Origin of the sequence: Bosea sp. NBC_00550 (assembly GCF_026020075.1) — a bacterium.
Classification (GTDB): Bacteria; Pseudomonadota; Alphaproteobacteria; order Rhizobiales; family Beijerinckiaceae; genus Allobosea.
Genome location: NZ_CP102772.1, coordinates 4,312,740 through 4,333,514, shown reverse-complemented (window position 1 = coordinate 4,333,514; position 20,775 = coordinate 4,312,740). Strand labels below are relative to the sequence as shown.

Sequence of the window (20,775 nt, the reverse complement as noted above, 5' to 3'; positions counted from 1 at the left end):
ATGCCCAAACCTTTGATCGCGCTCGACTGGGGTACGACCCGCGCGCGCGCCTTCCTGATCTCGGAAACGGGCGCGGTGCTGCAGCGGCGCATCGCCGATCAGGGCATCCAGTCCGTGCCGGCTGGCGGCTATCCCGCCGCATTCGAGACGCTGGCTGGCGATTTCCGGCGCGCCGCGCCCGATGCGGCCATCGTGCTCGCCGGCATGGTCGGCAGCCGCAATGGCTGGATCGAGGCGCCCTATGTCGCCTGCCCGGCCTCTCCTGACGAGATCGCGGCAGCTTCGATCCGCGCGGCGCTCGACGATCACACCACGGCCACCATCCTGCCGGGCCTGAGCTGCGACGAGGGCGCCTTCGACGTGATGCGCGGCGAGGAGACACTGATCGTCGGGCTCGGCCTGGAGAACGGCATCGCCTGCCTGCCCGGGACGCATTCGAAATGGGCCGAAATCAGGGACGGGCGAATCGTCCGCTTCGCCAGCTTCATGACCGGAGAGGTCTACGGGCTGCTGCGCAACGGCTCGATCCTGGGCCGCCTCGCGGAAGAACCGTCGGGTGAGGATGCTTCAAACGGAGCGACACGCGGCCGGGCAGGCGCACAACGTGCCGGCGGCCTGCTCAACACGGCCTTCGCCGCCCGCACCGAGGTCCTTGCCGGCCGGATGCGCGGCGGCGAGGTCGGTCCCTATCTCTCGGCGCTGCTGGTCGGGCAGGAGATCTTGGGAGCGCAGTCGCTGTTCGGGCGGCGGGAAGAGATCCACCTCGTCGCCGACGGTGCGTTGGCCGAGAGCTATGGCGCCGCGCTGGAAGCGGCAGGCCTTACCGTCAGGCTGACCACGCCCGAGGACGCCTTCGTCGCCGGCATCAGGCGTCTCGCAGACGTACTCACCGGGTAATCGCCGTCGCCTGCCCTGCCGCTGCAGCGACACGGGCTGGCAGAACGACATGCCGGTAAGCGTGGATTAAGCCTGCGCGCGATCGGCGCCGGGCGCGCCGCCGTTGCAGACAATCGCGGAGACCCTCTTCACCCTTCGTCAGGGGACCGGCCCGATGATGACGGACTGGATCAGGCTGGGGAAGGCCGTGACATCGCATCCCTCGATATGGGCCCTGGGCATGGCCGGCTTCGCCATTGTCGGCTCGCTCGGTTATACGCAATGGCTCGCGCAACGCAGTGAAGGCGCAGCGCCGGTGGTGGCCGTCGCCTCAGCGGAAAGGCCCATCCCCGGGCCGCGCCAGCCCGTGACGCTTGCCGTATCCGCCGATTATCGCGGGCACTACATCGTCCATCCCAGCGTCGAGAACTACCGGATCAAGATGATGGTTGACACAGGTGCCAGCATCGTCGCGCTGACCGCGGCCGATGCCCAGGCGCTGGGCATCAAGTCGGACGCCAATGCGCGCAAGATGATGCTGAGCACGGCAAACGGCACCGTCACGGGCTATCGCACGGTGCTGCGCGAAATCCGGCTCGGTGACATCGTCGTGCGCAATGTCGACGCCGTCGTGCTGCCCGAGCGGGCCCTCTCGATGAGCCTGCTGGGCAACTCCTTCCTCAGCAAGCTGCAGGGCTACGAGGTCCAGACGGGGCGGATGGTGCTGCGGGGTTGAAAGGCGGCCGCCGAGGCCGGCAACGGGTCCCGAACGTGTCTCGCCCCGCTCAGGTGAACTTGGGGCAACCCTTCACGTCGGCGCGCACGATCTGCTCGATGCTGTTATCGCCATCGGCCTTGCCGTTGCGCGGCCTAGTATAGATCGGATTATCGCCGAGCGTGATCTTGCTGAAAAGGCCCTCGCCGATCAACGGCGTGAATTCGTAGCTCGCTCGCGCCATGATGACGGAGGTGTTGGCGATCCGCGCACTTTCGGGCACGGTCACGGTGTCGCCGCGCTTGGGCGCGGCGGTACCCTCCGGATAGCTGCTCGACCAGCAGACCTTGCCGATGCGGTTGGCATCGATGACGATACTGGCGATGATCATCTTGACCTTACTGGCGTCGTAGGGAAGCAGGACCGTTTCAGACGCTTTGAAGATGTTGGTGATTTCCGCCGTCGGAATCGTCTGGAGGCGCGCCGTAAGATCGCTCAGAGATGAAGTCAGCTGGGTGACCTTGCGATTGATCATGACCATCTGTGAGAGGTTGACCAATCCGATATAAGCGATCGCAATCACGGGAAGCACGATCGCGGCCTCGATGGCCGCCACGCCGTCAGAGGCGTCGCGGAAACGGCGCCACGGGCTGAAGACGCTCTTGAGTTTCATCTTCGCTCCGGATCGCGTCATGGGACGAACGGCTCCGCCCGGAAGGTCATGCTTGCAACGAGGCCGCGCCGACCGGAACCCGCGCCGCCTATGTTGGCGAGATCCTTCGACGCCCAGCTCGTGAGAAGCAGCTTGTAGTCGAGCACCGCCCGCACGACGACGATCTGACCGGTGTCGGGCTGGCGGTAAGAGAAGCTGCTCGTATCGAGATTGCCGCCCGCAAGAGGATTGCTGCTGGCCGTACCGGAACTCGCCCCCGAGAAGTCGCTATAGGTGCTGACATCAATAGCCAGCTTGGTGCAGTCGATGAGTTTCATCGGCGCCCGCGCACAGACGTCGTCGCGGAATGCGGCTGCATTGACTGAGGCAGTGCTGGACGAGTAGCGGCTGCGCGACTCGCCGGTCAACAGCGCGCGCGACGCCTGCGACAGCGATTCCTCCAGGACCTGATTGGTCCAGAACATCAGCCCCGTCTCGATGATAGCCCACGTCAGCATGAAGAAGGGCAACGCAACGAAGCCGAACTCGATCGCCGTCGCCCCGTTCTCGGAACGCTGGAAGCGCCTGATGATGGAACGCCGGCCGCGGCCCTTCCGCCCGGCTGTTGTGCCGGTCTGCTCCGCTGGTGCCATAGGATCAAACATTCGCTGGCCTCGCCGAGCCTGTCGCTCCGACCAGCTGATATCTAAGCCAAAACAATTGCCGATCGGTTAGGGGTGTTTCGCTGCCACCGCCTGCAAGGCAAAGATTTTATTTACCTTGAGCACTTCCGAGCACGCCCGCGCCTACGCGCGCGTCAACACCTAATAGGATCGGCCGCGATCGAACGGCCAGGCTTTCCGACGAACTACTTGCACTTGGCGTTGGGCTAACGCCAACTATTTGGGCGCGGCACCATTGCCGGTTGCCTGAGCGTTGCGGGCCGACGCCTGGCCTCCAACTTCGCCGAAATACTTCTGGGCGTCACCAAGCTGCGCAGCAGGCTGGCATACGGGCGTGCAGGAATAGCTCTCGCGCTCCATGCCCCGCTGCACCGTCAGCACCGCCTCGGACGCCGCGCCGACGCGAACCAGCGACTCGGCCAGAAGCGTGCCCGTTCCGTCCAATGCGATCAGGTTGGTCACGCCGAAGCTCTTGCCGGTGACCACCATGACACCATTGCGCTGCACGGCCACGTCCGCGATGGCCGGATTGCCGACGATGACCGTCTGCGCCTTCTCGGGCAAGCGCACGACCTTGGCATGATCAACCAGGACCATCACGCTTTCGGCCTGGCTCTCCTGCGGCGCAGCCGTCGCCGGACCGCTGGTCGAGCAGGCCATGACGAACATCATGGCGACCAGCCAAGGCGCGGAACGACGGCACCTTTCCGGCGTGTGGTTGGTCGACATGGCGGGCCTCAAGCTCTGCGATGTCACCAGACAAGCGCAAAATGATGAACCAAGTCTTAAAAACGATGACGACAGCGACTTCATCGATCTTTTCTCCGCCTAACGAAGCGGAATGCCTTCCAAAAATCTCGTTGAGCGATCATTGATATCAAACTAAAACGTGAATGCAGTATCGGTTAAATATCTTATTTACCGACAAAAACCTAGATTAATTCTTGCTTATTGCATGAATCCCTTTCTATTCGTCCTTTAAATTGGGCGTTAACCACGGCGAAAACATCATCTCAAAGCGCCCAATTCTTTGATCACTTTAACTGATCGGCAAGAGGGGCGGGCTAATGTCGTTCCTGTCGCTGACCGAAGCCGCTTCAGAGCGAAGGCAGCCGTCAAACCGTGGTGTAAGGAGTTTCAGCATGACCAATCTTTTCGCTCGCTTCGTCAAGGACGAGTCCGGCGCCACCGCCATCGAGTACGGCCTGATCGCCGCCCTGATCGCCGTCGTTTGTATCGCTACCTGGACGACCATCGGCAGCAATCTGAAGGCGCGGTTCCAGGAAGTCGAAAGCGGCCTCATCAAGAAGTCCTGAGGATTCTCACAGGCGGCCCTCAGGGTTGCCGAGCGCATCCGAGAACGCCCCGGCATGGCCGGGGCGTTCTGCCGTTTTTACACTTCTCCGACCATTCCCGCCGTTTTCGTAAGGCTTTGGTGAGGCCTGCGTGCGACTGTCACACCCTCGCTCGGATCGGACCAGCCCATGTCACTCCCACTGATTATTATGCTTGGTGTGTTTCCTTTCGCCATGGCCTATGCCGCAGCGAGCGATCTCGTCTCGATGACGATCTCGAACCGGCTTTGCCTCTCCCTGGTCATTTCCTTCGCGCTTTGCGCCGCGCTGCTGGGCCTCAGCCTCAACGACATCGCCTGGCATCTGGCAGCCGGCATGCTGGTGCTCGTCGGCGCCTTCGGCCTATTCGCCGCGGGCTGGATCGGCGGGGGCGATGCCAAGCTCGCGGCAGCGACTGCCCTGTGGTTCGGCTTCGACGAGTTGATGCCGTATCTCGTCTTTTCCAGCTTCGCCGGCGGATTGCTGACGATGCTGATCTTGCATTTGCGCTCGCATCCTCTTCCTTCGATGGCTGCCAACTGGGGCTGGGCACAGCGCCTGCACGCGCCGAAGGAGGGCGTTCCCTACGGCATCGCTCTCGCCTTCACCGCCTTGCTCATCCTGCCGGAGACCGCAATCTGGCGCGCCGCAGTCGGCGTCTGACGGCATACGGCGACCTTACGTCATACCTCATCAAAAAATATACGTCCGATTAACCATAAGTTGACGTTTCACGACGACGATTCAGGACATGAGCCGGCTCCGCCTGGCTGAGGATCGGACGCCGATGAGTCCCGCACGCATCATCATTCTCGTGATCGCACTGGCCGCGGGCCTGGGCGCCGCTCTCCTCGTGCAGCAGCCGTCGCAGGCTCCGGCGCCGGTGGCCAAGGTCGAGCAGGCGCCAACCGTGCCCGTGCTCGTCGCGGCAACCGACATCCCGATCGGCAACACAGTAGCGGCCAACGATCTGCGCTGGCTGAACTGGCCGCTGGCCAGCGTGCCGAACGGAATCATCCGCAAGGATGAAGCGCCCGAAGCCGAGAAGGAGATCATCGGCCAGTTGGCGCGCTACGCCATTCTCGGTGCCGAGCCAATCCGGCGCGAGAAGCTGATCAGGACCGACGGGACAGGCTTCCTTTCGGCCGTGTTGCCGTCCGGAATGCGCGCGGTGGCCATCAGCACCGATAGCCGCGGCGCCAGTACCGCAGGCGGTTTCATCCTTCCCAACGATCGCGTCGACGTTGTCTCCACCTGGCGCGGCGAATCCACCTCCGGTCGCGGCGAAGCCCAGGTCAGCGAAACCATCTTGCGCAACATCAGGACTCTGGCGATCGGCCAGAACGTGCAGGAGCGCAACGGCGAGAAGGTCGTGGTCGGCGAGACCGCGACGCTCGAGGTCGATCCCGGGCAGGTCGAGATCCTGATCCAGGCGCAGAAGACCGGGACGCTCTCGCTGGCGCTGCGCAGCCTGAAGGACGCGAATGAACCGGCACCGCCAGCCTCGGCCGACAATTCCATGACCCTGGTGCGCTACGGTGTCACCTCGAAGAGCGTGAAGCCATGACCAGATGCTCTCTTCGCCTCGCGACGGCTCTCGCGCTCGTTCTGCTGGCCGGCAGCGCCAACGCACAGTCGACCGGCAGAGATGCCGCTCCGGTGCTCAATGTCGGCGCGAGCGAGCACGCGATTTCACGCAAGCTCGACCTTTCGATCGGCCGTTCTCTGATCGTCGAACTGCCACGAGACGCCAAGGAAGTGTTCGTCGCGAACCCGAAGGTCGCAAATGCGGTGGTCCGGACCGCACGCAAGCTTTTCATCATCGGCATCGCCGACGGGGCGACCTCGATGTTCGTGATGGACGGCGACGGCCGCCAGATCACCGCCCTCGAGATCAATGTCGGGCGGGACCTCAATGTCCTGCGCCAGACGCTACGCACCGCGCTGCCGAATTCGCAGATCGAGATCAAGCCCGCAGGCGACTCGATCCTACTGGTCGGGACCGTGCCCAACGCGTCCGAAGCGACGCAGGCCGTCGACATCGCCAATGCCTTCGTCGGAGTCTCCGACAAGAACGCCTCCAAGGGCGCCGTCATCAACTCGCTGACGATCCGCGACCGCGACCAGGTCATGGTCAAGGTGACGGTGTCCGAGGTCTCGCGCAAGGCGATCAAGCAGCTCGGCATCAACTCGACCGGCGAGTGGAAGCTGGGCAAGTTCTCGATCACGCCGAGCATCGACAACCCCTTTTCGCTGTCTCCTCAGGCGCTATCCGCCACGGCGATCGGAGCCGGCATCGGCAATTCGCAGAACTTCACCCTGCGAGCCCTCGAGCGGGCGGGCCTCGCCCGCGTCCTGGCCGAACCAAACGTCACCGCGATCTCCGGCGAGAGCGCCAAGTTCACGGCAGGTGGCGAAGTCCCTGTTCCGACCGGCTATACCTGTGACCCGGCCAAGGCCGTCTGCACGCTTGGCGTCCAATACAAGCCGATCGGCGTCGCCCTCAACTTCACGCCGATCGTGCTCTCGGCCAACAAGATCAGCATGCGCATCGCGACCGAGGTCACCGAGCTCGACTTCGAGAACCAGATCGTGCTCCAGGGCGGAGCCGGCCAGCCCACCGTCACTGTCCCGGCGTTCCGCGTGCGCAAATCCGACACGACCGTTGAATTGCCATCCGGTGGCACGCTGGCCACCGCAGGCCTGATCCAGCGCGTCTCCAAGTCATCGCTCAACGGCCTACCTGGGCTCATGAACCTGCCGATCATCGGGGTGCTGTTCCGCTCGCGCGACTATCAGCGCGAGGAAACCGAGCTGATGATCACGGCCACTCCCTACATCGCCAAGCCGATGCAGCCGAACGAGGTCCAGCGCCCCGATGACGGCTTCGTGGAATCCCACGATGCCCAGGCCATCCTGCTCGGACGCCTCAACAAGCTCTACGGCAGCGGCGGCGGCCCGATCCCACAGGCGTACAAGGGCCGCGTCGGCTTCATTGCCGACTAAGCGAACCGAATGGATAGCATCATGATGGATCGCCCGACCATGACGGTTCCCTTCCAGGAGAGAGCCATCGCCCCGCGCCTTCTGGCCTTTGCATTGGCTTTCGGTGCGCTCGCCGGCGGATGCGCCGGCAAGGGCGCGCAGGCAGATCCGCCTTCCATTGCGCCAGTGGATACCCGGGAACGACATCCGATCGTGCTGCGCGATGCGCCCCGCTCGCTCGACGTCTTCGTCGGCCGCGCAGGGGGCTCGCTCGACAGCCGTCAGGCCGAGGATGTCGCGGGTTTCGCCCGGGAATACCGGAGGTCCGGAAAGGGCGGCCTCGTCGCGGAGGTTCCAAAGGGCTCGCGCCGCGAGGGGGCGACGCATGACACGCTCAGCGGTATCCGCGCGACCTTGGCCCGCAATGGCGTATCGCCGAATGCTCTGAGCGTTCGCAGCTATCCAATCCAGGATCCAGGCCTCGCGTCGCCGATCCGCCTCAGCTTCGCGTCGCTCCAGGCCGTCGTGCCGCACCAGTGCGGGCAGTGGCCGACCGATCTCGGCAGCTCCGACTTCAAGTTCTCGGCATCCAACGAGCCATACTGGAACCTCGGCTGTTCTTCTCAGGCCACGCTGGCGGCCCAGGTCGCGGATCCAATCGACCTGGTCAGGGCTCGCGACGAAGGCCGCCCCGACATCGTCAAGCGTATGGGTGCCATCGCCAAGGTTCGCGAAGGCAAGGATCCCTCGACGCAGTATCGCCAGCAGACACCACAGATCAATGCGACGGTGGGAGGCGGCAGCTAATGCAGCCCATGACGAACGAAACACCGGCGCCCGAGGCGAACGAAGAGACCATCGCGCCGCTGCCGCGCATCACGCTGCAGGCCTTTTGCGAGACACCGGCCGTCGCCGCGACGATGCAGGCGGCGGTCGCCGACCGGCGCATGGACAAGACCCATGCCCGCATCCAGATGGGCGGACCAGCCGCAGCCGTCGAGACCTTCCGAACGGCACCGACGCCGAACGTCATCGTGGTCGAGACCGTGTCAGACCCGGCGACCCTGATCGCGCATCTCGATATGCTGTCGGAAAGCTGCGATCCCGGCACGAAGGTCGTGGTGATCGGCCATGTCAACGACGTGCAGCTCTATCGCGACCTGCTGCGCCGCGGCATCAGCGAATACCTGATCGCACCGCTTGGGACGCTCGATCTGCTGCGCACGCTCTCAGAGCTCTATATCACGCCGGAAGCGCGCAATCTCGGCCGGGTCATCGCGGTGGTCGGCGCCAAGGGCGGTGTCGGCTCCTCGACCATCGCACACAACATGTCTTGGGCGATCGCGCGCAATCTCGATGCCTCCACGGTGGTCGTCGATCTCGACATCGCCTGGGGCACGGCCGGTCTCAACTTCAATCAAGATCCGCCCCAGGGGATCGCGGAAGCGGTGTTCGCGCCCGAGCGCCTCGACGCCAACCTGCTCGACAGGCTCCTGTCGCGCTGCAGCGACAATCTCGCCCTCCTCGCGGCGCCGGCGGTCCTCGACCGGACCATCGATCTTGACGAAGACGCCCTGGAGCAGTTGCTGGAGCTGCTGCGCGCCAGCGTCCCCTGCATCGTCCTCGACGTGCCGCACCAGTGGAGCAGCTGGGTCAAGCGGACTCTCATCAGCGCCGACGAGATCGTGGTGGTGGCCGAGCCAGAGCTCGCATCCCTGCGCAACGCCAAGAACATCGTCGATCTGTCCCGCGCCACCCGGCCCAACGATGCGGTCGCCCGTCTCGTGCTGAACAAGGTCGGCGTGCCCAAGCGGCCGGAGATCAATGCCAGCGAGTTCGCCAAGGCACTCGGCATCGACGTTCTCTGCACGATCCCCTTCGACGCGCAGCTCTTCGGCACGGCCGCCAACAACGGCCAGATGATCGCCGAGGTCCAGGCGGGCAGCAAGGCGAGCGAAGCTTTCACGCAGATCGCAAGCGCGCTGACCGGCCGCGGCGAAGCCAAGCGCAGCCGGCGCAGCCTGTTCGAGCCGCTCGTCTCGAAGCTGAAACGCCGCAAGGCCTCTTGATGACGGTGGACCGGCCAGACGGAAAGCCAGCCGGGAGATCAGGCCAGGCAGTCGAGCATGCGCGCGCCGAAGCGGCGCGTGCGGGAGTGTGCTGAGATGTTCGGGAAGCGATCCGCGGGCGCGACCGTCGCGCCGTCCCTGAGCGCGAAGAGCCCTGCGGCTCTGCAACCGGCGCCGCGCAAGCTGGAACAAATCCAGCCCGGCGCCGAGGAACGCAAGGCCGCGCCGGTCGAGGCGCCGACGCGGTCCGAAGAATACTATCAGATGAAGAGCATGATCTTCGGGGCGCTGATCGAGGCCATCGATCTGTCGCAGCTCGCGAAGCTCGACTCCGAATCGGCGCGGGAGGAAATCCGCGACATCATCAACGAGATCATCTCGCTGAAGAACGTCGTGCTTTCGATCGCCGAGCAGGAGGAACTGCTCGACGACATCTGCAACGACGTCCTCGGTTACGGTCCGCTCGAACCCTTGCTGGCGCGCGACGACATCGCCGATATCATGGTCAACGGCGCGGGCAGGACCTTCATCGAGACGGGCGGCAAGATCCAACTCACCAACATCCGCTTCCGCGACAATGCGCAGCTGATGAACATCTGCCAGCGCATCGTCAGCCAGGTCGGGCGGCGCGTCGATGAAAGCTCGCCGATCTGCGACGCGCGCCTCGCCGACGGCTCGCGCGTCAACGTGATCGCGCCGCCGCTCGCCATCGACGGGCCCGCCCTGACGATCCGCAAATTCAGGAAGGACAAGCTGACGCTCGACCAGATCACCAAGTTCGGGGCGATCTCGCCGGCCGGCGCGGAGATCCTGAAGATCATCGGCCGCGTCCGCTGCAACATCGTGATCTCCGGCGGTACGGGCTCCGGCAAGACCACACTGCTGAACTGCCTGACCAACTACATCGACCATGACGAGCGCGTCATCACTTGCGAAGACGCCGCCGAACTCCAGCTGCAGCAGCCGCATGTGGTGCGTCTCGAGACGCGCCCGCCCAACCTGGAGGGCACCGGTGCAGTGACGATGCGCGACCTCGTCAAGAACTGCCTGCGCATGCGGCCCGAGCGTATCATCGTCGGCGAGGTGCGCGGACCGGAAGCCTTCGACCTGCTCCAGGCCATGAACACCGGCCATGACGGCTCGATGGGCACGCTGCATGCCAATACGCCGCGCGAGTGCCTCAGCCGTATCGAGTCCATGATCACGATGGGCGGCTTCTCGCTGCCGTCGAAGACTTTGCGCGAGATGGTCTGCTCCTCGATCGACGTGATCATCCAGGCGCAGCGCATGCGCGATGGCTCGCGCCGCATCACGCACATCACCGAGGTGATGGGCATGGAAGGCGATGTGATCACGACGCAGGATCTCATGGTCTACGACGTGCTCGGCGAGGACGCCTCCGGCAAGCTGATGGGTCGCCACCGCTCGACCGGCATCGGCCGGCCGCGCTTCTGGGAACGAGCACGCTATTTCGGCGAGGAGCAACGCCTCGCGGCCGCCCTCGATCAGATGGAACAGGTCGGCGAAGGTCATGCAGCCTGAACGGAGGCCCTTGTCGGGAGCCCGCACATGAACTCGAGCACGCTCGCTGTCGCCGCATTGGCCATGCTCGCCGTTGGCGGCGTCGCCTATGCCCTGCTCTATCCTATGCTGAGCGGCGAAAACCGGGCCGAGAAACGGCGCAAGGACTTCGCCGGTCCAAGCACGATACGCAGCATCGACCGGGAGGCGCAGGCCAGGGCGAAGCGCGGGCAAGTCGCGCAGAGTCTCAAGGACATCGAGAGCCGCGAGAGCGCGCGCCACAAGCTGACGCTCGAACAACGCATCGGCCAGGCGGGCTTAAACTGGACCCGTCAGAAATACTACGTGGTCAGCGCGGCGACCGCGGTCGTTACCGGGCTGGTTCTGTGGGTACTGAGCGGCAATGCGATTCTCGGCGGCGCAGGTCTCTTCATCGGGGCGCTGGGGCTCCCGGCCTGGTTCTTGAAGCATAGCAAGACCAGGCGCCTGAAGCGGTTCGGCATCGAGTTTCCAAACGCGCTCGATGTGATCGTGCGCGGCATCAAGGCGGGCCTTCCCGTCAATGACTGCTTGCGCATCATCGCTTCCGAAGCGAGCGACCCCGTCAAGGGCGAATTCAGGCAGATCATCGAGACCCAGACGCTCGGCCTGCCGCTCCCCGAGGCCGTCGCAAAGCTCCCCGAGCGGATGCCCTGCGCGGAAGCTAGCTTCTTCGCAATCGTCGTCGCAATCCAGCAGAAGACCGGCGGCAACCTGTCCGAGACGCTGGCGAACCTCTCGCGCGTGCTGCGCGAGCGGCGCAAGATGCGCGACAAGATCCAGGCCGTTTCGATGGAAGCCAAGGCATCCGCCGGCATCATCGCCGCCCTGCCCCCGAGCGTCGCTGTCCTCGTCTACCTGTCCACCCCGAGATACATCGAGCTGCTGTGGCTCACCCAGGCGGGCAAGCTCGCCCTCGTCTGCTGCGGCATCTGGATGATGATCGGGGTCCTGATCATGCGCAAGATGATCAATTTCGAGATCTGAGGTGCGTCCATGATCTCGCAAATCGCCGACAAGCTCGTCGATCCGCAATTCATGCTGGCACTGCTGGCCGCCGTCGCGGCCGTCGCCACGGTGCTGACCGTCGCGATCCCCCTGACGGAGGGAAACACCCTCCAGAAGCGCATGAAGAATGTCGCGACCGAACGCGAGAAAATCCGGGCGCGCGAGCGTGAGCGCCTCAACCGCCAGAGCGAAAAGGTGAACCTGCGCCAGGAGCCGAAGGCCTACATGCGGCGCATCGTCGAGCAGTTCAAGCTCGGCGACTGGCTCGGCACTGAGAGTGCCAAGAAGCAACTCGCCATGGCGGGCTACCGTGGGCCCCAAGCGGAAATCGCCTTCCTGTTCTTCCGTCTCGCCGTCCCGGTCGGCGCTTTCTTGTTCACGCTATTCTATCTCTTCGCCATCAATGATTTCGGCCAGTCGCTGTTCATGAAGATCGGGATCGCGATCGGCGGCGCCTATATCGGCATCAAGGCTCCCGAAATCTTCCTCTCCAACCAGATCAGCAAGCGACAGCTCTCGATGCGCCTGGCTTTTCCGGACGCGCTCGACCTGCTGCTGATCTGCGTGGAGTCCGGCATGTCGATCGAGCAGGCCTTCCGCAAGGTCGCCGGTGAGATCGGCAGCCAGTCCGTGCCGCTGGCCGAGGAATTCGCACTGTGCACGGCGGAGCTCTCATACCTGACCGACCGCAGAATCGCCTATGAGAACCTCGCGATGCGGACCGGGCTCGAAAGCGTCAAATCGGTCTCGACGGCATTGATCCAGGCCGAACGCTACGGCACGCCGCTAGGCACGGCGCTCCGCACGCTAGCGCAGGAAAGCCGCGATCAGCGCATGAACGCCGCCGAGAAGAAGGCCGCCTCACTGCCGCCGAAGCTGACGGTGCCGATGATCCTGTTCTTCCTGCCAGTGCTCTTCGTCATCATCATGTTTCCTGCGCTGGTGCAGGTCTTCGGCTGGAAGTGACTTCGCCCGAGCGATAGCGCGTCATCGCAGATCGCCGCTATGCGGAAGTCCCGGACGCAATCGACAGATTAATCGCGTGGAACGTGCCGGCGGTTGCGCGAACAGGTTGGGAGCCAGCCTTCCGGAATTCACTCTGTAGCTTGAGCTGACGGGCGCCGTAGGCCTCGTCGACTCGGCTTCAGCCGCGGGCACCCATATCGGCCGAGCCATTCGGCGCCTGCGGAGACTTGCCGGCAGGCTGCGCCCGACCCTTCGCGCCTTTCAGCAGGTCCCAGCTGTTCTGCTGGCTGACGCTGCGCTTCAGATAGGCGATCGTGGCGGCCGCCTCCGCAGGGCTCTGGTCGCGCCGCGCCATCGCCTCGGCTTCGGTGAAGCGTCCCTGCAGGCCGAGGACGAGGACCAGATTCTGGCGCACCCGCGCATCGGCCCCTTCCGAAGCCGCAGCCTCCGTGAGAACACGCTCGGCTTCCGGCAACTTGCGGGACAGGGCGAGCGACAAGCCATAATTCGACATCACGGTCGACTCGTTAGGCGCCAGTCTGAGGGCGGCCTGATAGATCTGCTGGGCACGCTCGTGCTCGCCGAGTTGATCGGCGACAGTGCCTTGCGCCGAGAGTATCCGCCAATCGGGCCGCTCCGGCGAATGGGCGCGGGACAGCACGTCGTCAGCCTCCCTCAATCGGCCGTTATCGGCGAGCGAGCGGCCATAGGCGCCGAGCAGCTCGCGGTCATCCTGGAAGACCAGCACGGCGTTCTGGAGCACGGCCAGTGCCTGCGCATTCTGCTCAAGAGCCCGCAGGGCGCGCGCGTAATTCAGGGCGGCATTGCGGTCCTTCGGATTGGCGTCGTAGCGCTTCCCCCAGCTCTCGCGCTCGGCCTGCCAGTCGGACGCGGTGCGGGGCTGGCTCGCCTGGCTGCGTCCGATCGAGCCCGTGACGTCTCCGAGGCCGCCGCGGCCCTGACAGCCCGCCAGGGCGAGCGCGGCGAGACAGACTGCGACCGCGAGGCCGCGGCGCCGGACGGAGACGATCGGCTGGTCGGAGGCGAGCTTCGTTGAAATCATGGGCCGGATCGCCTTGCGACAACGTCGTCGAACTGGGTTCTTCTGGTCCTCCGGTGATAAAGCGTTAACCCTAATGCATTCTTAATTCCGGCATCAGCCCCTGCCCCAGAACCGATCGATCGGCCCGTGAACGCTCTTCTTACCCCCGCCTCCGACGCTGCCGTTCCGGTTCATGTGGTGTCCGCCGAGACATGGCCCGCGCTGCAGGGACGGCTTTCGCCGGCTCATCGCAACTTCGCGTCGGCGCAAGGCTTTGCGGCCCGCTCCGGCCAGCATTGCGTCCTCCCGGATTCGCAGGGCGCGCTCGCTGCCGTTGTCCTGGGTGTCGAGACCGGAGCACGCCGGCGCGACCCCTTCGCGCCCGGACGCCTTTCGAGCCTTCTGCCGGCTGGCGACTATGCGCTCGAAGGCGAGATCGACGATGTGGCCCTGGCCGCGCTCGGCTGGCTGCTGCAGGGCTATCGCTTCGAGCGCTATCGCAAGCCGAACCCGCCGCGTGCCCGCCTATCACTGCCCGATGGCGTCGACGGCGAGGAGATCAGCCTGATCGCTGAATCGGCCATGTTGGCGCGCGATCTCGTCAACACACCGGCCAATGAATTGGGGCCCGGCGAGATCGAAGCGGCGATCCGCGGGCTCTCGGCCGAATGCGGCGCGAGCGTCACGAGCATCGTCGGGGATGATCTGCTGGCACGCAACTTCCCGATGATCCATGCCGTCGGCCGCGCCTCGCCACGCGCGCCGCGCCTCGTCGATCTGGTCTGGGGCGACCCGGCCCATCCCAAGGTCACGCTCGTCGGCAAGGGCGTCGCCTTCGATACGGGCGGGCTCAATCTCAAGCCCGATGCCTCGATGCTGCTGATGAAGAAGGATATGGGCGGCGCGGCGGCGGCGATCGCGGCGGCGCGGATGATCATGCTGGCGAAGCTGCCGGTGCGGCTACGGCTGGTGGTGCCGACTGTCGAGAACGCCGTCTCCGGGAATGCCTTCCGCCCCGGCGACGTGCTGTCGAGCCGCAAGGGGCTTTCCGTCGAGATCGGCAACACCGATGCGGAAGGCCGCCTGATCCTGGCCGATGCACTTGCGCTCGCCGATGAGGAAACGCCGGAACTGCTGGTGGATTTCGCCACGCTGACCGGCGCGGCGCGCACCGCGCTCGGGCCGGAGCTGCCGCCGTTCTACACCCATGACGACGGACTCGCGGCGGAAATCGCGCGGATCGGCATGGCGGTGAACGACCCGGCCTGGCGGCTGCCGCTCTGGCGCCCTTACGATGGCCTGCTCGATTCCAAGATCGCCGATGTAAACCATGTCTCCAGCGGCGGAATGGCGGGCTCGGTCACGGCGGCGCTCTTCCTCAACCGTTTCGTCGAGAAGACGCAATCCTATGCGCATTTCGACATCTACGCTTGGAATCCTTCGTCCAAACCGGGGCGTCCCGAGGGTGGAGAATGCCAGGGCGCGAGGCTGATCCATGCGCTGGTCAAGCAGCTTTACCCGCGCGGTTAAGGCTGATCGGCGAAGTCGATTGCACAGGGGCAGCCACAGGATAATGATACGGACCCGTAACGATCGGGAACCGTGCCTTCATGCCCTTGGAGATCAAGCCTTCGCAGGCGCTCAAACTGTGGCGGCAGGTTCATCTCGATCTGGTGCGGGACAGCGAGGCCGATCTCTCGGCGCGCCAGACCGCGATCCTGCTGACGGTCTACCTCGAACTGCCGCCGCATACGGTGCGGGGGCTAGCCAAGCAGCTCGGCGTGACCAAGCCGGTGATCACCCGCGCGCTCGATACACTCGGAAAACTCGGCCTGCTGACCCGCAAGCGCGACGAGGCAGACCGCCGTAATGTCGTGATCCAGCGCACCGTAGCCGGTGCACTCGCGGTCGAGAGGCTTGCCGATCTGGTGACCGAGCATGCGAAGGAGATCGGCGGAAGCTGATTGCAAGCTACCCGTCTGTTTTGGTCTCTGACGCGGGCATTTGCGATGACGATGATGCGTCGCATGATTGCGGTGAGAGCGACGATTGGCTTTTTTCCGTTTGCGATGAGGCGTGTGTAGGCGTCGCGCATGGCGGGGTCGTGCCTTGCGGCGGCCATTGCGGGCATGAACAGGGCGGCCTTGATTTCGGCCCTGCCGCCTCTGGTTGGGCGGTAGGCGTCTCGACTGCCGCTCTGGTTTGGATGAGGAGCCAGGCCTGCGAGTGCGGCGGCCTGGCGCCGGCTGATGCGTCCGAGCTCGGGCATGAGTGCGATGAGGGTGGCGGCGGTGGTCGTTCCGATGCCGCGGATGGAGCGCAAGGCCTGCTCGCTTCTGTCGGTGCGGGCGATGGTGCGCAGGGTCTCGGCGATGGTTTGCGCCAGGGCGGCGATCTGGGCTTTGAGGCAGTCGTGCAGGGCCTGGAGCGGGGCTTTGACCGGTTCGATGCCGGGAGCGTTGAGCCGGTTGGTGCAGGCCGTTCTCTGGGCGACGAGATCGGCTCTGGTCCGCACCAGGACCTGGAGGCGCTCGCGTGCCGGGGCGGGCGCCTGCCAGCGGATCAGCCGAGCGTGGCGCTCGGCGCCGTAGCGGGCAAGCGCCCTGGCATCGAGCGCATCGCTCTTCCCGAGCGTCCCATAGGAGCGGATGAAGGCCTTGACCTTGCGGGCATCGGCGCGATGGGCCGGGCAGCCGGCTGAGACGAGCGCCGCCAGCAGGGCGTCCTCATAGCCGCCCGTCGCCTCGCAGACGACGAGGCAGTCCGGGCCGAGCCCGGCTGCGAAGGCTGCCAGGGCCGAAGCCTCGTTAGGGAGACTGCCGAGGGTGTCGCCGCGGCTGTCGAAGACGACGATCCCGGCCTTGCCGACATCACAGCCGAGGAAACGGGAGGGTTCAGGGACCGTGGTGCAAACCGGCATCGGGAGCTATCCTCGAAGGGCTTGTGATTGTCTGCGGGCGTTCGGCTCATGCGAAGAGGCCCTGGCAACTCACCAAGCGTGACAAGGGAAGCGACCCGCAACCTCGATGACGACGGGCGAAAGCCCTGGCTCGGGACGGTCGACGAGTCGCGTCTGGTCCGGCCGGCCAGCCGGACCAGACATCCCGCTCACGCGGAACAAAACCTCAATACCCCATCACAAACAGACAATGCTCGGGCTTGACCCGAGCATCTCTCGCCAAAGGACGCTCCTCGAACCTCATCCTGCCCGAGATTCTCGGGTCTACGCTTCGCTCCGCCCGAGAATGACGTGGTTCCCTGACAAGCAGGAGCACCCTAGATTGCCGATATGACCACGATTCTCGACCGCCGCATCACGCCCTTTCGCCCCGACCTCGCCGCCCGCCATCTGGCCGGGCAGGTCGAGGCCCCACGCTTCGTCGACCCGCAGGCGATGCGCGTGATCGTGCCTTCAGCGCCGCTCCGGCGCGAGCCGCGCCTGGACGCGCCGCTCGACACCGAGGCGCTCGCCGGCGAACTCGTGGAGGTCTATGAGCAGGAGGAAGGCTGGGCCTGGGTCCAGCTCGCGGGCGATGGCTATGTCGGTTACCTGCCGGACGACGCGCTGCGGGCGGACCAACCGGCGCCGACGCATCGCGTCACGGCGTTGCGGACCTTCGTCTATCCGGGCCCCTCGATCAAACTGGCGCCGCTCGCCATGCTCTCGCTGAATGCGGGCGTCGTCGTCGCTGCGATGAACGGCGATTTCGCCGTGCTGGGCGATGGCGGGCATATCTTCGCCAAGCACCTCACCCCGCAGGACCGGCACGAGCCCGATTTCGTCGCAGTCGCCGAGCGCTTCCTCGGCGTGCCCTATCTCTGGGGCGGCAAGACCAGCTTGGGGCTCGACTGCTCCGGACTGACGCAGCTCGCGCTCGCGGCGGCGGGTGTCGCCTCGCCGCGTGACTCCGACATGCTGGAGGCGGCGCTCGGCCGCGCTGTTGCGTTCGACGAAGACCTGTCGGGGCTGCAGCGCGGCGATCTCGTCTTCTGGAAGGGCCATGTCGGCATCCTGACCGACCCGGACACTCTCCTGCATGCCAACGGCTATACGATGACCGTGCACCGCGAGCCGCTGAAGGAAGCGCGCGACCGCATTCGAGACAAGAGCTTCGGCGCGATCACCAGCATCAAGCGGCTGGGATAGCCGAGAACCTCAGCTGAGCCGCTTCAGCCGGTAGAGCGCTTCCAGCGCCTCGCGCGGGGTCATCTCGTCCGGGTCGATCCCGGCCAGCGTCTCACGCAGCCCGTCGGGCTGGTCTTCCGTGACGACCGGAGCCGGGCGTCGCAGCGGCGCGGCGAAGAGCGGCAGGTCGTCGACCAGCGAGGCGACAGGCTTTTCGCGCTCGGTCTTCTCGAGCTCGCCGAGGATCGCGCGGGCGCGTTCAACCACGGCCGGTGGCAGGCCGGCGAGCTTGGCGACCTGGATGCCGTAGGAGCGATCGGCCGCGCCCGGCACGACCTCGTGCAGGAAGACGACTTCGCCCTTCCACTCGGTGACGCGCACCGTCGCGTTGGCGACGCGGTCGAGCCGGTCTCCGAGCGCCGTCAGCTCATGGTAGTGCGTGGCGAACAGGCTGCGGCAACGGTTGATCTCGTGCAGGTGCTCGATCGCGGCCCAGGCGATGGAGAGGCCGTCGAAGGTCGCGGTGCCCCGCCCGATCTCGTCGAGAATGACGAGCGCGCGCGGGCCGGCCTGGTTCAGGATCGCGGCGGTCTCGACCATCTCCACCATGAAGGTCGAACGCCCGCGCGCCAGATCGTCGGCGGCGCCGACGCGCGAGAACAGCCGGTCGACGACGCCGATACGGGTCTGCGTCGCCGGCACGAAAGAGCCCATCTGGGCGAGAACGGCAATCAGCGCGTTCTGGCGCAGGAAAGTCGATTTACCGGCCATGTTCGGGCCGGTGATCAGGCAGATGCGGCCACCTTTGGTATCGGCAGTGGGCGGCGACAATTCGGTGTCGTTGGCGACGAAGGGCTTGCCGTCGCGCTTCAGCGCCGCCTCGACGACGGGGTGGCGGCCGCCCTCGATGGTGAAGGCGACGCCGCCATCGACATGCGGACGGCTCCAGCCTTCGCGCGAAGCGAGATCGGCGAGCGCGGCGGCGACATCGAGCTCGGCCAGCGCCAGGGCAACGGCCTTGATCGGCTCGGCCTGGGCCAGGACGGCTTCGGTCAGCTGCGAGAAGATACCGAGTTCGAGCTTGAGCGCCCGGTCGGCGGCGGAGGCGATCTTCGCTTCGAGCTCGCCGAGCTCGACCGAGGAGAACCGCATCGCGTCCGACATGGTCTGGCGATGCACGAAGGTCGCGCGCCAGGACTCCCTCAGGAACTCCTCGCCCATCGCCTGGGGCACCTCGACGAAATAGCCGAGCATGGCGTTGTGCTTGATGCGCAGCGTGCGACAGCCGGTCTCGGCGGCATAACGCGCCTGAAGCTGGGCGATGACCTTGCGCGAATCGACCTGGAGCAGGCGCAGCTCGTCGAGACCGGCATCATGCCCTTCGCGCACGAAGCGGCCGTCGCGGCGGTTGAGCGGGAGTTCCTCTGCCAGCGTCTCGCTTAACCGGACGGGAAGATCGGGATCGCTTTCACCGAGCGCCCGCATGGCCCGATTCAGCTCCTCCGGCAGATCGGCGCGCCGGATCAGCAGGGCGGCGATCGCACGGGCGGCGTCGAGCCCGGCGCCGAGCGCCGCGAGATCGCGCGGGCCGCCACGGTCGAGCGACAACCGCGCCAGCGCGCGGGCGACGTCCGGCACCTTCTCCAGGGCCCGGCGCAGATCCTCGCGAAGGCCCCCGTCGGTCACCAGAAGGGCGACCGCGTCATGACGCGCCGCGATGGCGGCCGGATCGGTCAGCGGCCCCGCCAGCCGCTCGGCCAGCAGGCGCGCGCCGCCGGGCGTCACCGTGCGGTCGATGGTGGCGAGCAGGCTGCCCTGGCGTTCGCCGCCGAGCGTGCGCGTCAATTCGAGATTGGCGCGGGTCGCGGCGTCGATCAGCATCGTCGCCGAGCCGGAATCGCGCACCGGGGCCGATAGCGGCGGCCGCGCGCCGAGCTGGGTACGCTCGACATAGGCGAGTGCGGCGCCCGCAGCCGCGATCTCGGCCCGGCTGAAGGCGCCGAAGGCATCGAGCGTGGCGACGCCGAAGAACTCCTTGAGGCGGCGCTCGGCAGAGGCGGCATCCAGCCCGTCGCGTGCCAGCGGCGTCACCGGGATCGTGATCTCGCGCCAGAAATCCTTCAGCTCGGGATCGTCATGGATCGCGTCGGGGCAGACGATCTCGCGCGGCTCCAATCGCGAGAACTCGATGGCGAGCCGCTCCTGCGGCGTCTCCATCACGGTGAAGCGGCCGGTCGAGATGTCGATCACCGCCAGCCCGTAGACCGCCGCCGCCTCGCCGGTCTTGCGGCGCGCCACGGCGACGAGCAGGCTGGCGCGGCCGGGCTCGAGCAGCCGCTCCTCGGTGATGGTGCCGGGGGTGACGAGACGCACCACATCGCGCTTCACCACCGACTTGGCGCCGCGCTTCTTCGCCTCGGCCGGGTCCTCCGTCTGCTCGCAGACCGCGACGCGGTGGCCGGCGGCGATCAGGCGCTGAAGGTAGTCGTCGGCGCGCTCGACGGGCACGCCGCACATCGGAATGTCGTCGCCCTGGTGCTTGCCACGCTTGGTCAGCACGATGCCGAGCGTACGCGAGGCGATCTCCGCATCGCGGAAGAACAGCTCGTAGAAATCGCCCATCCTGTAGAACAGCAGGCAATCGGGATTGGCAGCCTTGATCTCGACGTACTGCGCCATCATCGGCGTCACCCGCTCGGCAGGAGCGGCTGGCACGGTCGAACCGGCGACTTCGGTGGGAGAGCTGTGGCGCATCGGCC

The 20,775-nt window shown here is 65.7% G+C and carries 20 protein-coding genes and 1 pseudogene; 15 read left to right on the top strand and 6 right to left on the bottom strand.

Annotation, left to right across the window (positions count from 1 at the left end; all coding sequences use genetic code 11):
- Complete coding sequence (locus NWE53_RS20855) at positions 1-897, top strand: 2-dehydro-3-deoxygalactonokinase (RefSeq protein WP_265051262.1); 897 nt, start codon at positions 1-3, stop codon at positions 895-897.
- A 220-nt stretch (positions 898-1,117) separates the two neighbouring features.
- Positions 1,118-1,612 (top strand): retropepsin-like aspartic protease family protein, encoded by a 495-nt coding sequence (locus NWE53_RS20850; protein WP_265051261.1) that lies wholly within the window; start codon positions 1,118-1,120, stop codon positions 1,610-1,612.
- 49 nt (positions 1,613-1,661) lie between these two features.
- Here NWE53_RS20850 and NWE53_RS20845 read toward each other — a convergent pair whose 3' ends face one another.
- From NWE53_RS20845 to NWE53_RS20835, 3 genes are all read right to left on the bottom strand, one after another.
- Entirely contained in the window at positions 1,662-2,207 is a 546-nt protein-coding gene (locus tag NWE53_RS20845) for a TadE/TadG family type IV pilus assembly protein (protein WP_265051260.1), read from the bottom strand.
- Positions 2,208-2,281: 74 nt separating this feature from the next.
- Entirely contained in the window at positions 2,282-2,896 is a 615-nt protein-coding gene (locus tag NWE53_RS20840; protein WP_265054971.1) for a TadE/TadG family type IV pilus assembly protein, read from the bottom strand.
- A gap of 246 nt (positions 2,897-3,142) precedes the next feature.
- Positions 3,143-3,586 (bottom strand): pilus assembly protein N-terminal domain-containing protein, encoded by a 444-nt coding sequence (locus NWE53_RS20835; protein ID WP_265054970.1) that lies wholly within the window; start codon positions 3,584-3,586, stop codon positions 3,143-3,145.
- Between NWE53_RS20835 and NWE53_RS20830 the strand changes: the two genes are divergently transcribed.
- The 10 genes from NWE53_RS20830 to NWE53_RS20785 all read left to right on the top strand — a co-directional run bounded on the left by NWE53_RS20830 (position 3,585) and on the right by NWE53_RS20785 (position 12,848).
- Complete coding sequence (locus tag NWE53_RS20830) at positions 3,585-3,758, top strand: hypothetical protein (RefSeq protein WP_265051259.1); 174 nt, start codon at positions 3,585-3,587, stop codon at positions 3,756-3,758. The two genes, NWE53_RS20835 and NWE53_RS20830, sit on opposite strands and share 2 nt — an antisense overlap.
- 310 nt (positions 3,759-4,068) lie before the next feature.
- Entirely contained in the window at positions 4,069-4,242 is a 174-nt protein-coding gene (locus NWE53_RS20825) for a Flp family type IVb pilin (RefSeq protein ID WP_265051258.1), read from the top strand.
- Positions 4,243-4,410: 168 nt separating this feature from the next.
- Complete coding sequence (locus NWE53_RS20820) at positions 4,411-4,923, top strand: A24 family peptidase (RefSeq protein WP_265051257.1); 513 nt, start codon at positions 4,411-4,413, stop codon at positions 4,921-4,923.
- A gap of 124 nt (positions 4,924-5,047) precedes the next feature.
- Entirely contained in the window at positions 5,048-5,827 is a 780-nt protein-coding gene (cpaB, locus tag NWE53_RS20815; protein WP_265051256.1) for a Flp pilus assembly protein CpaB, read from the top strand.
- Positions 5,824-7,266, top strand: a complete 1,443-nt coding sequence (locus NWE53_RS20810) for a type II and III secretion system protein family protein (protein ID WP_265051255.1) — start codon at positions 5,824-5,826, stop codon at positions 7,264-7,266. Before cpaB ends, NWE53_RS20810 begins: the two co-directional genes overlap by 4 nt.
- A 21-nt stretch (positions 7,267-7,287) precedes the next feature.
- Positions 7,288-8,052 (top strand): CpaD family pilus assembly protein, encoded by a 765-nt coding sequence (locus NWE53_RS20805; protein ID WP_265051254.1) that lies wholly within the window; start codon positions 7,288-7,290, stop codon positions 8,050-8,052.
- Positions 8,052-9,314 (top strand): CpaE/TadZ family protein, encoded by a 1,263-nt coding sequence (locus tag NWE53_RS20800; RefSeq protein ID WP_442864863.1) that lies wholly within the window; start codon positions 8,052-8,054, stop codon positions 9,312-9,314. The genes NWE53_RS20805 and NWE53_RS20800 overlap by 1 nt, the downstream gene beginning before the upstream one ends.
- Before the next feature lie 96 nt (positions 9,315-9,410).
- On the top strand, positions 9,411-10,856 hold the full coding sequence (locus NWE53_RS20795) for a CpaF family protein (RefSeq protein ID WP_265051253.1): 1,446 nt from the start codon (positions 9,411-9,413) through the stop codon (positions 10,854-10,856).
- 27 nt (positions 10,857-10,883) lie between these two features.
- Positions 10,884-11,861: a type II secretion system F family protein gene (locus tag NWE53_RS20790; RefSeq protein WP_265051252.1), complete on the top strand. Its 978-nt coding sequence runs from the start codon at positions 10,884-10,886 to the stop codon at positions 11,859-11,861.
- Positions 11,862-11,870: 9 nt separating this feature from the next.
- Positions 11,871-12,848 (top strand): type II secretion system F family protein, encoded by a 978-nt coding sequence (locus NWE53_RS20785; RefSeq protein ID WP_265051251.1) that lies wholly within the window; start codon positions 11,871-11,873, stop codon positions 12,846-12,848.
- A 178-nt stretch (positions 12,849-13,026) separates the two neighbouring features.
- Here the strand turns inward: NWE53_RS20785 and NWE53_RS20780 are convergent, their stop codons facing one another.
- The gene (locus NWE53_RS20780) at positions 13,027-13,911 is read right to left on the bottom strand and encodes a tetratricopeptide repeat protein (RefSeq protein ID WP_265051250.1); all 885 of its coding nucleotides are present in this window, start codon (positions 13,909-13,911) and stop codon (positions 13,027-13,029) included.
- Between the two features lie 126 nt (positions 13,912-14,037).
- Between NWE53_RS20780 and NWE53_RS20775 the strand changes: the two genes are divergently transcribed.
- Both NWE53_RS20775 and NWE53_RS20770 read left to right on the top strand, forming a co-directional pair.
- Entirely contained in the window at positions 14,038-15,420 is a 1,383-nt protein-coding gene (locus tag NWE53_RS20775) for a leucyl aminopeptidase family protein (RefSeq protein WP_265051249.1), read from the top strand.
- An 80-nt stretch (positions 15,421-15,500) separates the two neighbouring features.
- Positions 15,501-15,854, top strand: a complete 354-nt coding sequence (locus NWE53_RS20770) for a MarR family winged helix-turn-helix transcriptional regulator (RefSeq protein ID WP_265051248.1) — start codon at positions 15,501-15,503, stop codon at positions 15,852-15,854.
- A gap of 80 nt (positions 15,855-15,934) precedes the next feature.
- Here the strand turns inward: NWE53_RS20770 and NWE53_RS20765 are convergent.
- A pseudogene (locus tag NWE53_RS20765) lies at positions 15,935-16,810 on the bottom strand (IS110 family RNA-guided transposase); the annotation flags it as partial.
- 369 nt (positions 16,811-17,179) lie between these two features.
- Between NWE53_RS20765 and NWE53_RS20760 the strand changes: the two are divergent.
- Positions 17,180-18,037, top strand: coding sequence for a C40 family peptidase (locus NWE53_RS20760; protein ID WP_265051247.1), 858 nt, complete (start codon positions 17,180-17,182; stop codon positions 18,035-18,037).
- A gap of 9 nt (positions 18,038-18,046) precedes the next feature.
- Here the strand turns inward: NWE53_RS20760 and mutS are convergent, their stop codons facing one another.
- A complete protein-coding gene (mutS, locus tag NWE53_RS20755; RefSeq protein ID WP_442864861.1) occupies positions 18,047-20,770 on the bottom strand; it encodes a DNA mismatch repair protein MutS in 2,724 nt (907 codons plus the stop codon).
- Positions 20,771-20,775 lie beyond the last annotated feature (5 nt).

Bases quoted from the DNA above. Each gene is read 5' to 3' on its own strand.
- NWE53_RS20785 (WP_265051251.1), top strand. From the start codon at position 11,871: ATGATCTCGCAAATCGCCGACAAGCTCGTCGATCCGCAATTCATGCTG.
- NWE53_RS20790 (WP_265051252.1), top strand. From the start codon at position 10,884: ATGAACTCGAGCACGCTCGCTGTCGCCGCATTGGCCATGCTCGCCGTT.
- NWE53_RS20825 (WP_265051258.1), top strand. From the start codon at position 4,069: ATGACCAATCTTTTCGCTCGCTTCGTCAAGGACGAGTCCGGCGCCACC.
- NWE53_RS20760 (WP_265051247.1), top strand. From the start codon at position 17,180: ATGACCACGATTCTCGACCGCCGCATCACGCCCTTTCGCCCCGACCTC.
- NWE53_RS20810 (WP_265051255.1), top strand. From the start codon at position 5,824: ATGACCAGATGCTCTCTTCGCCTCGCGACGGCTCTCGCGCTCGTTCTG.
- NWE53_RS20800 (WP_442864863.1), top strand. From the start codon at position 8,052: ATGCAGCCCATGACGAACGAAACACCGGCGCCCGAGGCGAACGAAGAG.
- NWE53_RS20805 (WP_265051254.1), top strand. From the start codon at position 7,288: ATGATGGATCGCCCGACCATGACGGTTCCCTTCCAGGAGAGAGCCATC.
- NWE53_RS20830 (WP_265051259.1), top strand. From the start codon at position 3,585: ATGACGAACATCATGGCGACCAGCCAAGGCGCGGAACGACGGCACCTT.
- cpaB (WP_265051256.1), top strand. From the start codon at position 5,048: ATGAGTCCCGCACGCATCATCATTCTCGTGATCGCACTGGCCGCGGGC.
- mutS (WP_442864861.1), bottom strand. From the start codon at position 20,770: ATGCGCCACAGCTCTCCCACCGAAGTCGCCGGTTCGACCGTGCCAGCC.
- NWE53_RS20770 (WP_265051248.1), top strand. From the start codon at position 15,501: ATGCCCTTGGAGATCAAGCCTTCGCAGGCGCTCAAACTGTGGCGGCAG.
- NWE53_RS20820 (WP_265051257.1), top strand. From the start codon at position 4,411: ATGTCACTCCCACTGATTATTATGCTTGGTGTGTTTCCTTTCGCCATG.
- NWE53_RS20840 (WP_265054971.1), bottom strand. From the start codon at position 2,896: ATGGCACCAGCGGAGCAGACCGGCACAACAGCCGGGCGGAAGGGCCGC.
- NWE53_RS20795 (WP_265051253.1), top strand. From the start codon at position 9,411: ATGTTCGGGAAGCGATCCGCGGGCGCGACCGTCGCGCCGTCCCTGAGC.
- NWE53_RS20780 (WP_265051250.1), bottom strand. From the start codon at position 13,911: ATGATTTCAACGAAGCTCGCCTCCGACCAGCCGATCGTCTCCGTCCGG.
- NWE53_RS20835 (WP_265054970.1), bottom strand. From the start codon at position 3,586: ATGGCCTGCTCGACCAGCGGTCCGGCGACGGCTGCGCCGCAGGAGAGC.
- NWE53_RS20855 (WP_265051262.1), top strand. From the start codon at position 1: ATGCCCAAACCTTTGATCGCGCTCGACTGGGGTACGACCCGCGCGCGC.
- NWE53_RS20850 (WP_265051261.1), top strand. From the start codon at position 1,118: ATGGCCGGCTTCGCCATTGTCGGCTCGCTCGGTTATACGCAATGGCTC.